The organism is Pseudogracilibacillus sp. SO30301A (assembly GCF_037072025.1).
Lineage (GTDB): Bacteria > Bacillota > Bacilli > Bacillales > Amphibacillaceae > Pseudogracilibacillus.
Window position 1 is genome coordinate 25,945 of record NZ_JAXHDD010000037.1, and the last position, 14,550, is coordinate 40,494.

The following is a 14,550-nucleotide window of genomic DNA, read 5'->3' on the forward strand; positions in this document are numbered from 1 at the left end:
AAACGATACATAGTTGCTGGAAAGTGGGTTATATTTTGGTTGAAAATCAATCACATGAAAACTATATAAGAAAAAATCTTCCTTTAATTTTAGTATTACTATCAGGAGCGTTTATTACGATTTTAAATCAGACGCTTTTAGGTACAGCACTTCCACCGATTATGGAAGATTTAAATTTAAATGAAAGTACAGTGCAATGGCTGCAGTCGATTTTTATGCTTGTAAATGGGATTATGATTCCAGTTACGGCTTTTTTAATTGAACGGTTTACGACGAGAAAGCTGTTTTTAACGGCGATGAGTTTATTTGCTTTTGGTACACTTGTCGCAGCGGTTGCTCCCGGCTTTTCGTTACTTTTAATTGGACGAATTTTCCAAGCGGCTGGAGCGGGGATTATGATGCCATTAATGCAAACAATTATGTTTTTAATTTTTCCAGTTGAACGAAGAGGAACTGCGATGGGAATGTTCGGACTTGTCATCGCTTTTGCGCCGGCGATTGGTCCGAGTTTATCCGGTTGGCTTGTCGATCATTTTCCGTGGCGAAGCGTTTTTTATGTAGTGTTGCCAATTGCCATTATTAATATTGTTGCGGCCTATTTTTTACTGAAAAATGTAACGGAACAAACGAATCCAAAAGTAGATATCTTGTCAATCATTCTATCAACTTTTGGATTTGGTGGATTGTTGTATGGATTTAGTATTGCCGGAAGTGTCGGCTGGGTCAGTGCACAATTTGTCATTTCCATTATCGTAGGTGCAATTTCGCTTTTTATTTTTATTTTAAGGCAACTGAAATTGGAGCATCCTATTTTGGAATTTAGGGTATTTTCATACAAAATGTTTTCCCTGACGACAGGGCTGGGAATGATAGTGTTTATGTCAATGATCGGGACAGCGGTCATTCTGCCTTTATATATGCAAAACATGCTCGGATTTACAGCGTTTGATTCGGGATTGGTATTGTTTCCAGGAGCGATTATAATGGGATTAATGAACCCAATTACTGGACGCCTTTTTGATCGATTTGGAGCGAGAGGACTTTCGATTTCTGGATTTTTCATATTAGTGATTACTACATTTATGTTTACGAATTTGACCACGGAAACCTCGTTCCCTTTCTTAGCGGTAATGAATGCTTTTAGGATGTTGGCGATTGCGATGGTGATGATGCCAGTTACGACAGCAGGATTAAATGAGTTGCCTCCTCACTTAATTCCACATGGATCAGCAATGAACAATACGTTCCGCCAAGTGTCGGGGGCAGTTGGAACGGCGATGCTTGTAACGATTATGGCAACAAGTGCAATCCCGGAAGCAGGAGTTGAAGGGCTAATCCACGGTGTCAATGTTTCCTTCATAGTTGCAGGGGTGATTTCGGTTCTCGGATTGATATTATCTTTTTATATAAAAAAATCAAAACAATCATCAGCGCCATTAAAAAAGCAGGCATGAAAATGTATGAGTAGTTCAGATCAAGAGTACAAAATATCAAATTGTGCTCTTAATTGAACTTTTTTTACATTAATTTTTAAAATAGGTAGTTGCAAGTCAATATATCATATTAAGGCAACTGGATAATATGTAAGTACGATTTAGATTTATTGTAAATTCATCGATTTTCTTCATAAATTTTAATCGGATTATAAAATACATTTATGGTACACTTTATTTAAATTATTTTTAAATGTCTATTCAAACAACAGCCAGATGGTGTAAAGGGAGGGGATAAATGTATTTACTTTGGTAAAAAACGATATTAAATTGATGGAAATCGAAGAAGAAATAATGAATTCTAATCCAGAATATAAATTAATCGCATATGATAGGCAGTTCCTTGGAAATGAGGATATTTTCGAAAAAACAGGCGCTAATCTGGAATAAGGCTCAGCGTCCAAACTTGAGAAATAGAGCCAGGTCGTGAATGAAATGGAGAGTTATTGTTATGAAACGAATAGTTTTATCCATCATTCTACTTAGTATGACCTTACTTGCAGCCTTTTTAGGCTTATACGGTCAAGATATAGCTTATTACTTTGAAGATCATTTATTTTATGAATCCCCCTTTAAAACATTAATTATTGTAACTGTGACGAGTGTTAGTTTATTTTTACTTACACTCATAATAGAAATTATCCTATTGGCAAGGCAAAATTTAAAGCCAAAAGTATTTATTGTTTTATTGATGACAAATGTCGTAATTGGTTTCTTCGTTTCGTGGTGGTCTTTGTTTGTTTTAGCTATGTGGTGGGGATAATGTCAGATTCCACAAACGACGGTCACGAGAATAGAATAATTATGCGCTGTAATAGCGCAAATGGTTGAAGAAAGATAAAAATACTGACAGACAAGGGGAGATGAGTTTAGTGAAATTTGTTGATCACCAGGTCAATAACAATGGAGTTATTATTCATTACTTAGAGTCTATGTCTGAATCTGAAATCAATCATAAATCTCCATTGGTATATATACCTGGTATGTTAGGATTTGCAGAACAATTTCTGGATGAAATGAATGAATTTAAGCCAAGAAAATGCGTCTCTATGAGTTTAAGAGGATGTGGGAAAAGTAGTGTACCATTAACCGGCTATTCATTTGATGACCACTTTTCTGATGTGGAAGCTGTTATTAATAATTGTGGTTTAAGTGAATTTTATTTGATGGCTTATTCTATGGGGGTTCCATATGCAATAAATGCGGCATTAAAACAACCTGATAAAATAAAAGGGTTAATTATATGTGACTATCCTCCCCGTATGCCACAGCTTCCAAAAGATTGGGTACAAAAAGTTTTATCAAACTCCGTAGTGGAAAAGTCTAAAAAATATTTTATTCCTGCCCTTCAGCAAGAACTAAAAGAAACGGATTTAACGAATCAACTAGATCATATAAAGTGTCCGGTATTAGTTATTCGAGGGTTAAAAGAAGATGCAATGTTAAAAACTAAATTTTTGAAGGAATATAAAGATCGGTTAAGCAATCTTGAAATCGTTGAATTTAAAGATTCAGGACATCAGCTTTGGATTCCAAATTATGAGAGATTTATAAATGTCATAAAGGATTTTATGGAGAAATTTGAATAATTATTTTTTCCACAAACGGGTGCTTATCCTTAATAGGAAAAAATTCCAATATAGTTCGTGTTCAAAAAGGAGCAAAAAGGACCAAGAAGTTCGAGGCGGCGCAGAAACAAGCATTCGTGCGAAATTCGCAGTGTCATTATTACCGGACTTTTTGAACATCCTCTTATATGTTTTTTAGAGACAATAAAGTAGCACAGGAAATCGAATCATACCCGGAATTGAAAGAATCACTCAAACGATATCTTGATAGGCCAATAAAGACATTGTAAACGAATGGATTATAATCGTTCTAGAAAAGGGCGCTTTTTCTTAACAGGAATCTTATACCGATATGTGCTAGATGTGGAGTAACTGATTGTGAAAAAAATAGAACTTTTAAATAATATGTAAAGTCAGAGGTGTTGAAGAAAGGATTAAAAATTTTAATATAGGTTAAAGAAAAAGGAGGAGCTGGATGTTAAATCGAGTCATTCAACAGTTCGAATTGAATGTGTTATCAATTAACGGGGTTGAAGATTCCCATAGTTCAACAGTTTATAAATGCAAATTACGAAACAGGAAAAATGTTTATTTGAAAATACCATACACAAAATTGAAATATCAGCGCGAGCTGGAAGCCTATGAAATCTTAAAAGATAGAGTTTCCATTCCTAAAATGTTGGATTATTGGTCTGGTGACGAGGTGTCTCCCGGTGCATTTTTATTATCTGAATTAAAAGGGAAGCCGCTAACTAATAAGGCTATCCCAACAGTAGCGTTTCAAGTTGGGATCCTTCATGCCTCAATGCATCAAATTCAGCCACCTACTACGATGAAGTTAACAGGCATACAAAATGAATTTTCGGAATGGTCTAATTTTGTCGAACGTCAATTTTATAGTTTTGCCGAGGATGTAAAGGAAGTTTTGGATGAAAATTTATATAGACAGGCCATTGAAAAATTTGAAAATATGAAACTACAGCTACCTCCTTCAGATGGCCCAAGCTTTATACATATGGATTTTCGTCCAGCAAATATAATTGTTGATGAAGATAAAGTCTCAGGAATGATAGATTTTGAGAGTGTACGGTTTGGTTCAACAGAAATCGATTTCACCAAACTGTATCGTGATTTTTTAAGTTTCGATTTTAACTTATATCAGTCCTATCAAGAAGGTTATAACTCCATAAGGCCATTAATTGATTTAGAAGTTGTGTTGCCATTTTATCAATTTACAGATGCTTTTAATAGTATTGGCTGGTGTAAACGTCGCGGAATTGAAAAAAACGCTTCATTTCTTGACGAAAATCTTTCAATCCTAAAAAAAGCGTTACTATAAGTGCATGTTCAAAAAGTCCGTTAAAAATGACACTGCGAATTTCGCACGAATGCTTGCTTTTTCGCTCCTTGAAAAAGGAAAGCACTTTTTCTGCGTGCTAGAAGCGTTTCCTTGGAAAAGAAGATCACTTTTCCTGCGTGCCAGATCTTTGCTCATGTATTTAAAAGCATACATTCCGCTGCCAGGAGCTACGTCGCCTCCAACTTCTCGGTTCTTTTTATCCTCCTTTGAACACGTACTAATAAGGGCTAAATCTTGAAATTGCGCATATTTTAGTTTTATGACAATTGTAGCTGAATTTTTTTGTTATATTATAAACTCAGATATTCATTACCTATTTTTCTCTAGAATTGATTTCTGCCTCGTCGACGTCTAAAAGGTTGAGAAGGGTAATGCGTCACTCCATTAGATCTTTGATCTCCAGTAAAAAATAAAATGGAACCTTGTACTTTTTTCTCGTATACTACTCCTAATGACTCATGTCGGTCATAATAAATGTGAGTTTCGGCTCTTTCGTCATTCATAAATGAAACGTATAATGTTTCGTTGATGGTAAAATTTTTATTGGAGGTATTTTAATGAACTACAAGATGGTGCTAGTCAGTGTCATATCCGTTTTTTTAGTCGGATGTTCTGCATTAGGCATTGGCACAGGTAAACAGCAAGATGCGATTTTAAAATTTATTAATGATGACGTGGAAGAAGCAAGTCAGCATCAGGAAAATTCTGCACTTTTATTTAATGAATTGTTAATGGATCCTGAAATAGAAGAAGATGTTATGGTAGACCGGATCAAAAATGAGGTTATTCCGGAGGCAGAAAAAGCAGTAGATATTGTTGAAAATATTGATGTACCGATAGAAGAACTAGAGGAACCTTATGCGTTTTTAAAAGAAGGATTAGATTCGTACACTAATGTACTCCATATTTACTTGAAATTGATCGAAACGAATGATCTTACGATAGAAGAGGAGTTAGATGAAGCATTTTCTGGGTATGACACGGCTTTGGAAAAATATCATAACTCAATAGAAGAACTAGCGGATGAATTTGATATTGAATATGAACGTTATGAAACGGATGTTGAATGAACCATCCACTAAGACAAAAAAGTAATCGTTAATTGTAGCGATTACTTTTTTTAGTAGATAAGTATAAATCCTTTTTTGACTCGCATAATCACAATTTTAGTTTTCAACATAAAGCCAAGTTTTCTAATGAGTTGAAAGAAATGTAGTAAAAAATCCGGACTTAAATTCATACAAGTTTGACAGTTCGGGTTGATAAAGTAGCGAGAAATGGTAATGCTTTATATTTTATCCAGTCTATCGATCATTGAAAAATTGTCTAACTATAATGGCGCCGGTTATCAGTTACTTGAGAGTATTTTAAAAAATGATTCGGTTCTTGCACTTTTATTTTTCTTGCTGTTTCTTATCTGGATGTACCTGACCACTATTATTCGTTTCATATGTTAGAAGAAAGACTTCGACAAGTGATGAAGAAGAAAGATGAACTTATTTGAGACTCCCACCCGTTAACGGACAACTCGCTATCGCCAGTGGGATTCTTTGAATGAATAAGCGTTCTTTAATCCATTTCTGTTTTGAACATCCCTCAAGATTGGGGTATCCCATTACCCCACCATCTCCAGTGCATAAAGCAGATATGACTATACTACTGTTACCAGAGTACAGCTTTTCGTTCTATGTGTTTCTAGCGTCTTTTTCTTGACGGCACCTATTGTTTTACCCATAACATGATTGGGCTATCTGAATCTTATACAATGCCCAGTTTTCAATAAACGAGGAAGGTTTAGCGTCTTTTGCTTGACTATAAATTAAGTATAGGATTTATTCTGTCAATTAAGGTAGCAGTAGCTATACTTTGTCTGAGCTCACTATCATCCCTTGTTTAAAACGGTCTACCACATTTATTTTTAAAGTAACACTAATTTCTATAAATCCTCAATTATTTATCTTAGAGAATTTTATGATAGAATGATTTTTGCGGATGTTTTCGCAAGGTTTGTATAAATTTATCAGCGTATTACGGATAAAATAAGATTTCATACGGGTAAATTCTGAGTTGAAAATTAGAATACCACCAAAAAAACTATTACATATGAAAGGGATGTTTAAAAATGGCTATATCATTAGAAGGAAAAAAAGCAATCATTACAGGTGCAGGGAAAGGGATTGGACGAGCAACAGCTTTAGCACTTGCAGAAGAAGGGGTTTCGCTTGGTCTGATTGCACGAACAGAGGCGGATTTACAAAAGGTAGCGGACGAAGCCAAAAGTAAAGGTGTAAATGTTTCCATTGTGACTGCGGATGTGGGATCAAATGAAGAGGTTACAGCTGCAATCGAAAAATTAATTTCTGAATTTAAAACCGTAGATATTTTAATCAATAATGCTGGAATTGCAAAGTTTGGTGGATTCCTTGAACTTGATGTTGAAGAGTGGGAAAGAATTATTCAAGTAAATTTACTCGGCATGTATTATGTGACACGAGCGGTATTACCGACGATGATTGAGCAAAAGTCAGGAGACATCATTAATATTTCATCAACTGCAGGGGAGCGCGGCGGTCCGGTAACGAGTGCATACAGTGCATCAAAGTTTGGCGTATTAGGCCTAACAGAATCACTTGCAATGGAAGCGCGAAAATCTAATATTCGTGTTACTGCACTTACGCCAAGTACGGTAGTGACTGACTTGGCAATTAACCAGGGATTAGTGAAAGGCGATGAGGAAAACGTACTTCAGGCAGAGGACTTAGCTGAACTTATCGTGGCACAGCTGAAATTAAATAGACGAGTATTTGTGAAATCTGCAGGACTTTGGACGACAAATCCTTAATTTTCTCATATAGATTTGTTGGGAAGGTAGAGATTGATAAACACAAAAGTGTGAGATTGACATTGAGGAGTGATCAGAAGTAATCGTTTCGCATTATTTAGGGGAACGATTACTTTTTTATTTTACGAAGACATATTGAACTAAATAAATGGATAATTTCACCATAACATTTATCTATATATTTCTACCTTTGTGGTAGTCTTGCTTATATGATGTTTATTATTACAGCCTTGAAAAAGATGAAAATTTTTGCTGAACAGATCTACACCATTGCATCCGGAAAGGAGATAGAAGCAGGCAGAAGGTACGATTCGTTTTGATGATAATCAATTAGAAGTGGAAGAGGCTAAGGAATGGGAATGATCGATCATTTCCAAATAAAGAGTTAGTTCAGTGACAATAGGTCTGAAGATACTGAACTTTTTTAAAGCATATAAAGGTGAAACAAGTGCTAAATTCCTACGTCTTTATCCTCTTGAGAAATTGTTGGCGCATTGATTTACTATGATAGTATGGGGCTTTTTTGGAAAAAAAACAGGGAGTAGATGAACATGAGAAAGTTCTTTATTATTATTTTTTCAATAATGGTTTTGACAGGGTGCAGCCAGCTTATGGATGATATCCTCTATAAGTTTGCAGATGGTGAACGAGTTACGAAACAAGTATCGGAAGAAGAGATAGAAAATGACGATGATTCGGATATGGAAAGAAATAACAATTTAATTGATGATGAAAATTTTTTGAATGAACGTGAAGCAATTGAAAATTTAATGGAAAAGCAACGAGAATTGTTAAAACCGGGCTTTATAAAAAATGAAAAAAATGTGATCGATTTGCAATTAGACTATATCCCTTTAGACGGTATATTAAATTATTCTGCTTATTATGAAGGGAACCAAAATGTCCCAATGATTTTTTATAAAGGAATGATAAATTTTAACGAAAAAGTACTTGAAGACCGATACAGTGAGTTCCAAAATAAAAAGAAATTGGATCATGATAAAATTGATGGTATGTACGGTTTGATGGGTGACTCTTACCAAACGTATGATATGTGGGGTCAATACAAGGGAAATGTGTACAATATTGGAGTAGCGAAGGAAAACGACGAAACGAATGAAAAATTAGTTGAAATGATTAGTCAAACATTAAAAACAGAAGCAGAAGGTGCTTACGATCCTCTGTATAGTATATTTTCTATAGATATAGATAAAATTAAATTCCCTAAATTAAATAATGATTATTCGGAACTTAGCGCGTTGTCAATTATTTATTTTGGGTATGATGATAAATTGTCGCTGGATGTCACTTATCTAATCGGTGGGTATGATACAATTAGATATTCAATTTTGGAAAAAGAAGAAACAATGTCTGATTACTATACATCAATAGGTGACGTAGAGACTGAAAATGGTGTAAAAGTTACGATCTACGAAGAAGACGATCGAGATAATGAAATTTACAAATGGACAGATGGTACTTATTTTTATGAGCTTGATTTCTGGAAGCAGGATAAAAGTTTAGTTAATTCAGCAGATATTCTTGCAATTATTGATTCCGCGATGGAGGATGAACGAGTATTTGAGAATAAAGAAGTGTTTAAAGCAACGAATGTTCATCCAAAATTAGGTAAACCAGAAAAGAAATTGGAGAAATATCTTAACAAATAAACTAATAAAAATTACTCTCTCTCACATGGAGTAGAGAGTAATTTTTCATGATGAAAACTTATACGGAAGTAGCTCCTTGTCCACCATCGATTCTGTAATACGATCCGCTAATGAAGGAAGCTTGTTCGGATGATAAGAATACCATTAAATCAGCGATTTCTTCAGCTGTTGCGTAACGGTTCATCGGTACAGATGCTTCAAATTGTTTTCTGGCTACTTCTGCTTGATCGCCCATCGCGTTTCGCTCAATTCTACGCATCATTTCCGTATTGACACCAGATGGACAAACTGCATTTACTCGAACCCCGTATGGTGCCATTTCCAAGGCAGCTGACTTATTAAGTCCGATCACCGCGTGCTTAGAGGCGACGTAATGACTCATCCCAGGTGCACCGAGTAGACCGCCATTGGATGCCGTATTGACAACAGCGCCACTTGTTTGTTTTTGCATCACTTGTAGTACATATTTTAATCCTAAAAAGACACCCTTCACGTTAACGTCCATCACATGTTGAAAGTTTTCTACTGTTTGTTCGGTAATATTTTTAAATTCACCATTGATGCCTGCGTTATTAATAAATACATCAATTCGTCCGTATTGTTCCTTTGTTTTCTTTACGTAATTTTCTACTTCTTCTTCTTTGGCGACATTTGCTGTAAGTAATAATATTTCTTTACTGTTGATGGATTCCGCTGCTTTAGTAATTGCTTCATTATTTAAATCGACTAATGCTAACTTTGCACCTTCTTTTGCAAATGCTTTTGCAGCTGCGATTCCAATTCCACCTGCTGCACCGGTGATAAGTACTACTTTGTCTTTAAATTGCACGTTTACGACAACTCCTTTATTTATTTTATCCTTTAAATTTCATTCTTTGCGGTTTTTAAAAAGGCGATCGCCATCATAATGATGATCACGGAAAAAGGAAGTGCGGCGATGATCAGCATATTCTGAAAGCCTTGGATACCACCAGAATACAATACGATCGCGGCCATTCCGGCTAACACAAGACCCCAAACAATTTTTACTGGGTTGGCAGGGTTAAGTCGTCCTTTCGTACTGAACATGCCGAGGACGAATGTTGCTGAGTCGGCAGACGTTATAAAAAATATGGCAATGACAAAAATAGTGAAAAATGACAAGATGTTACCGAGTGGGTAATGCTCAAACATCCCGAATGTCGTTGTTTCCGTTGCTAATTCTGAGATTTTAGCAATGCCATTTTGTTCTATGTTTATCGCTGACACACCGAAGACGGCAAAAAAGATCATTGTGACCAATGTAGGTGCAAGTAATACACCTGCAATAAATTCTCTTATTGTCCGTCCTTTGGAAACTCGAGCAATAAACATGCCAACAAAAGGTGCCCAGGAGATCCACCATGCCCAGTAAAAGATTGTCCAATCATTGATCCACTGACGTTTTTCAGCATTCACTGGTCTTAATTCAAAGCTCATTTCGATAAAATTACTAGCATATTTTCCGATCGTTGTTGTAAACATATTTAAAATATACATGGAAGGACCAACGATAAATAAGGCTAAAACAAGTACAGCTGCTACCCACATATTAACGGAACTTAAATACTTGATTCCGCGCCCTAATCCAGACCAAGCGGATAAGATAAATAACGAAGTAGCAATGACTAAAATAATGAGCTGAATCCAAAATGTTGTTGGCACATTGAATAAAAAATTCAACCCACTGTTAATTTGAGCCGACCCAAACCCTAGTGTAGATGCAACCCCAACGACAGTCGCTAAGATGGCAAGTGTATCGACAATTGTTCCGGTCGTTCCGCGCATTATTTTTTCACCAAATAATGGCTCTAATGTTGCGCTAATTAAGCCAGGAGCACCGATGTGAAATTTAAAATAAGCGAGGATTAATGCCACAATTGCGTATAATCCCCAACCATGAAAGCCCCAATGAAACGCGGTGTATTGCAGAGCATCAACGATCGCCTGCTCGGAGCCAGGTTCTGCGTTTGGCGTGTTAATAAAGGCATGAGAAATTGTTTCCGCCGTCGTAAAAAAAACCAGTCCGATTCCCATTCCGGCACTAAAAAGCATCGCAAACCAAGCAAGATAGCTAAAATCTGGTTCATCGACTTCTTTACCTAATTTAATTTTTCCGAACCGAGAAAACATTAAAAATATACAAAGAATAATCATCGCCATAATAATAACCATATAATACCAGCCAAACTGGTCATAAATGAACTCAGTAGCAACCGATGTGATATCATTTAAATTGTCGGGGAAGATCGCTCCCCATATGACAATTGCGGCGCAAATTACTACCGCATACCAGAACACTTTAGAAATATGCACACTACCACCCCATACCGTAGTGTTAGTATGAACAATTTTAGAAAAGTGATACAAAACATGTAAATTGTGAATTTAACAGATTATTCGTGCTATGTATAAGTATAATTTTCACATATTGACAGTAATACTTTACGCTTAAATGGAATAACTGATAATTTAATATAATTTGGTTTCAATTAATGTTACAATAAAGAAAGAACAGGGGGAATTACGGGTGGATTGGAAGACGCTTTTTTCTATGCAACAAGACTTGGACAATTATATTGCACAAAACCATAACCTAAATGGACAAGATCTCTTTGAGGAAAGATTTTTAGCCTTATTGGTAGAGTTAGGTGAGTTAGCAAATGAAACGAGATGTTTTAAATTTTGGAGTATGAAAGATAAATCGGATACATCTGTCATTTTAGAAGAATACGTGGATAATATTCATTTTCTATTATCTATTGGCTTATATAAAGGATATGAATTCTCTCAAATTGAATTCTCAATTACACATTCAAATGAAACTAAACAATTTAACCATGTTTTCAAAAGCTGCATCCAATTCTATAATGATCAGACAGAAGAAAATTATTCAAAAATGTTTAAGGATTATTTACAGTTAGCAAATTTATTAGGGTTTTCCGAAATAGAAATTCAAGAAGCATACCATAAGAAAAATGAAGTAAACTATGAAAGACAAGAAAAAGGATACTAATAGAAGGAGGATATTATACATATGTCAAATTTAGATCCAACCTTAACGATGTTAAAAGAATTAACAGACGCAAACGCAATTTCCGGCCACGAAAAAGAAGCACGTGACGTCATGGAAAAATACGTAAAGCCATATGCTGATGAAGTTTTTACTGATCATTTAGGAAGTTTAATTGCTAAAAAAGTTGGAGAAGAAAAAGGACCTAAAATAATGGTGGCAGGTCATCTCGATGAAGTTGGTTTTATGATTACTCGAATTGATAAAAATGGATTTTTGTATTTTCAAACTATAGGTGGTTGGTGGAATCAAGTAATGCTCGCCCAACGCGTTACGATCATGACAAAAGAAGGGAATATTACTGGCGTCATTGGTTCAAAACCACCACATATTTTAACGGCAGAACAAAGAAAAAAACCAATTGAAATTAAAGATATGTTTATCGATATCGGCGCTTCAAGTAAAGAGGAGGCGGAAAAATTCGGTGTTCGACCTGGAGATTCAGTCGTTCCTTATTTTGAATTTACGCAAATGAAGAATGAAAAAATGTTACTCGCAAAAGCTTGGGACAACCGAATTGGCTGTGCGATTGCTATCGATGTGTTAAAACAGCTGCAAAATGAAGAACACCCTAATACCGTTTACGGAGTGGGGACAATCCAGGAAGAAGTCGGTCTCAGAGGAGCAAAAACATCTGCTCATTTAATTAAGCCAGACATCGCTTTTGGTGTAGACGTCGGAATTGCCGGAGATACGCCAGGTGTTTCTGATAAAGATGCGGACAGTAAATTAGGAAAAGGCCCTCAAATTATTCTTTATGATGCCTCCATGATCTCTCATAAAGGATTACGGGATCTCGTTATCGAAACAGCCGAAGAAAAGGAAATTCCTTTCCAATACTCATCCATGCCAGGAGGCGGAACAGATTCTGGAGCCATTCATTTAACGCATGATGGTGTTCCAGCTCTTTCCATAACAATCGCAACTCGCTATATTCACTCCCATGCGGCGATGTTACATCGGGATGATTTTGAAAATGCTGTAAAGCTCATCGTCGAGGTTATTAAAAAATTGGATGACAAAAAGTTAGAGAAAATTCGTTTAGCATAAAATGTTTAAACATCGTCTGTTTAATGAAAGTTAAATGAGCGATGTTTTTTAATGAGGGGAAATCAAAAATGGAAACTAGTCAGGTAGCTTTAGCTATAAATAAATCATATTTACCAGCGAATAATGACGAAGAACTTAAATTTTTCATGGATGAAGAAATTACTAAAATAATTAGTTTTCAAAAGTCTCATCCAGCGTATACAAAAACGCCATTAGTTACGCTGCCTAGATTAGCGGACTACTTAAATATTTCCGACTTAACAATAAAAGATGAATCTTACCGGTTCGATTTAAATGCTTTTAAAGTTCTTGGTGGGATGTATGCGATTGGAAAGTATCTAGCAAAACAACTAGGAAAAGATATAGCCGAACTATCATTTCAAGAGTTAAAATCTGAAGAAGTGCAAAAGCAAGTTGGACAATTAACGTTTATTTCTGCAACAGATGGAAATCATGGAAAAGGTGTTGCATGGGCAGCTCGTGAATTAGGACAGAAGGCTATTATATATTTACCGAAAGGGTCTGCCGAAACGAGACTACAAGCCATCGAAAATGAAGGTGCGGAGGCGAAAGTAACGGATGTTAATTACGACGAAACGGTACAATTATGTGCAAAACTAGCTAATGAAAATGGCTGGGTCATGGTTCAAGATACAGCGTGGGATGGGTATGATGAAATCCCGCTCTGGATTATGCAAGGGTATGCGACAATCGCAAAAGAAATAATTGATGAATTAATAGAAACGGAAGAAGATGCTCCAACCCATATTTTCTTACAAGCAGGAGTAGGTTCATTTGCGGCGGGGATAGCTGGTTATTTTACACAATTTTATCGAGGGAATGCTCCAAAAATAATTGTTGTTGAACCTCATCAGGCAAATTGTTATTACAGATCGTTTTCTAATCAAACAGGTGCAATGGAGATCGTTACAGGTGATCTCGATTCGATTATGGCAGGTCTATGTTGTGGTGCTCCTAATACGAGAGCGTTTCGTATTTTGTCCCAATATGCTAGCGCATCTGTATCACTAAGTGACCGAATTGCTGCCTTAGGAATGAGAGTACTAGGTAATCCGTTACAAGATGATCCGAAAATTGTCTCAGGAGAATCAGGTGCTGCGGTTGCAACCGGTCTGCTTTATTATTTACAAAAAAACGATATAAAACAGGTGAAGAAAGATCTTGGTTTAGATGAATCATCAAGAGTTTTATGTATAAATACAGAAGGAGATACAGACGAAATACATTACCGAGACATTGTCTGGGGTGGTAAATATTCACTATAATAAGCTGAGGCTGAAATTTTCCTGAAAGACGAATGATTATAGGACAGGAAGATTAGAATGAATTTTTAAGGGTTGGATCTTAGTGTATAGTTGATGCAAACTGTGACGTAACTATTTAATTATTACTGGAAAGAATGACTCGACATCCAAGATGTCGAGTCGATTTCCAAGATGTCGAGTCGATTTCCAA

Annotated in this window: 13 protein-coding genes; 11 read left to right on the top strand and 2 right to left on the bottom strand. The window is 35.9% G+C overall.

The genetic code is table 11. The features are described 5' to 3' along the window. Window positions 1-35: 35 nt before the first annotated feature. From SPD89_RS15860 to SPD89_RS15895, 8 genes are all read left to right on the top strand, one after another. Complete coding sequence (locus SPD89_RS15860) at window positions 36-1,454, top strand: DHA2 family efflux MFS transporter permease subunit (RefSeq protein WP_336262925.1); 1,419 nt, start codon at window positions 36-38, stop codon at window positions 1,452-1,454. A gap of 288 nt (window positions 1,455-1,742) precedes the next feature. Further along, the gene (locus SPD89_RS15865; RefSeq protein WP_336262926.1) at window positions 1,743-1,883 is read left to right on the top strand and encodes a hypothetical protein; all 141 of its coding nucleotides are present in this window, start codon (window positions 1,743-1,745) and stop codon (window positions 1,881-1,883) included. A 61-nt stretch (window positions 1,884-1,944) separates the two neighbouring features. After that, window positions 1,945-2,256 carry a hypothetical protein gene (locus tag SPD89_RS15870; protein WP_336262927.1) on the top strand — a complete coding sequence of 104 codons (312 nt, stop codon included), beginning with the start codon at window positions 1,945-1,947 and terminating at the stop codon, window positions 2,254-2,256. Window positions 2,257-2,320: 64 nt separating this feature from the next. Continuing rightward, entirely contained in the window at window positions 2,321-3,082 is a 762-nt protein-coding gene (locus SPD89_RS15875; protein WP_336262928.1) for an alpha/beta fold hydrolase, read from the top strand. A gap of 454 nt (window positions 3,083-3,536) precedes the next feature. Next, entirely contained in the window at window positions 3,537-4,400 is an 864-nt protein-coding gene (locus SPD89_RS15880) for an aminoglycoside phosphotransferase family protein (RefSeq protein ID WP_336262929.1), read from the top strand. Window positions 4,401-4,978: 578 nt separating this feature from the next. Continuing rightward, entirely contained in the window at window positions 4,979-5,491 is a 513-nt protein-coding gene (locus SPD89_RS15885) for a hypothetical protein (protein ID WP_336262930.1), read from the top strand. A gap of 1,052 nt (window positions 5,492-6,543) precedes the next feature. Further along, window positions 6,544-7,263: a 3-ketoacyl-ACP reductase gene (locus tag SPD89_RS15890; RefSeq protein ID WP_336262931.1), complete on the top strand. Its 720-nt coding sequence runs from the start codon at window positions 6,544-6,546 to the stop codon at window positions 7,261-7,263. Window positions 7,264-7,814: 551 nt separating this feature from the next. Further along, window positions 7,815-8,933 (top strand): hypothetical protein, encoded by a 1,119-nt coding sequence (locus tag SPD89_RS15895; protein ID WP_336262932.1) that lies wholly within the window; start codon window positions 7,815-7,817, stop codon window positions 8,931-8,933. A gap of 58 nt (window positions 8,934-8,991) precedes the next feature. Here SPD89_RS15895 and SPD89_RS15900 read toward each other — a convergent pair whose 3' ends face one another. Together SPD89_RS15900 and SPD89_RS15905 are read right to left on the bottom strand one after the other, a co-directional pair. After that, a complete protein-coding gene (locus SPD89_RS15900; protein WP_336262933.1) occupies window positions 8,992-9,762 on the bottom strand; it encodes an SDR family NAD(P)-dependent oxidoreductase in 771 nt (256 codons plus the stop codon). A 32-nt stretch (window positions 9,763-9,794) separates the two neighbouring features. Then, window positions 9,795-11,267, bottom strand: coding sequence for a BCCT family transporter (locus tag SPD89_RS15905; RefSeq protein WP_336262934.1), 1,473 nt, complete (start codon window positions 11,265-11,267; stop codon window positions 9,795-9,797). 214 nt (window positions 11,268-11,481) lie between these two features. Between SPD89_RS15905 and SPD89_RS15910 the strand changes: the two genes are divergently transcribed. The 3 genes from SPD89_RS15910 (at window position 11,482) to dpaL (ending at window position 14,360) form a co-directional block, all read left to right on the top strand. After that, window positions 11,482-11,967, top strand: a complete 486-nt coding sequence (locus SPD89_RS15910; protein ID WP_336262935.1) for a dUTP diphosphatase — start codon at window positions 11,482-11,484, stop codon at window positions 11,965-11,967. Between the two features lie 21 nt (window positions 11,968-11,988). Further along, window positions 11,989-13,074, top strand: coding sequence for a M42 family metallopeptidase (locus tag SPD89_RS15915; protein WP_336262936.1), 1,086 nt, complete (start codon window positions 11,989-11,991; stop codon window positions 13,072-13,074). A gap of 68 nt (window positions 13,075-13,142) precedes the next feature. Beyond that, window positions 13,143-14,360, top strand: coding sequence for a diaminopropionate ammonia-lyase (gene dpaL / locus SPD89_RS15920; protein WP_336262937.1), 1,218 nt, complete (start codon window positions 13,143-13,145; stop codon window positions 14,358-14,360). Window positions 14,361-14,550 lie beyond the last annotated feature (190 nt).

What these genes read in the sequence shown, in the direction of transcription:
- SPD89_RS15870 (WP_336262927.1), top strand. Translation starts at nt 1,945, where the DNA reads ATGAAACGAATAGTTTTATCCATCATTCTACTTAGTATGACCTTACTT.
- SPD89_RS15885 (WP_336262930.1), top strand. Translation starts at nt 4,979, where the DNA reads ATGAACTACAAGATGGTGCTAGTCAGTGTCATATCCGTTTTTTTAGTC.
- dpaL (WP_336262937.1), top strand. Translation starts at nt 13,143, where the DNA reads ATGGAAACTAGTCAGGTAGCTTTAGCTATAAATAAATCATATTTACCA.
- SPD89_RS15895 (WP_336262932.1), top strand. Translation starts at nt 7,815, where the DNA reads ATGAGAAAGTTCTTTATTATTATTTTTTCAATAATGGTTTTGACAGGG.
- SPD89_RS15915 (WP_336262936.1), top strand. Translation starts at nt 11,989, where the DNA reads ATGTCAAATTTAGATCCAACCTTAACGATGTTAAAAGAATTAACAGAC.
- SPD89_RS15880 (WP_336262929.1), top strand. Translation starts at nt 3,537, where the DNA reads ATGTTAAATCGAGTCATTCAACAGTTCGAATTGAATGTGTTATCAATT.
- SPD89_RS15890 (WP_336262931.1), top strand. Translation starts at nt 6,544, where the DNA reads ATGGCTATATCATTAGAAGGAAAAAAAGCAATCATTACAGGTGCAGGG.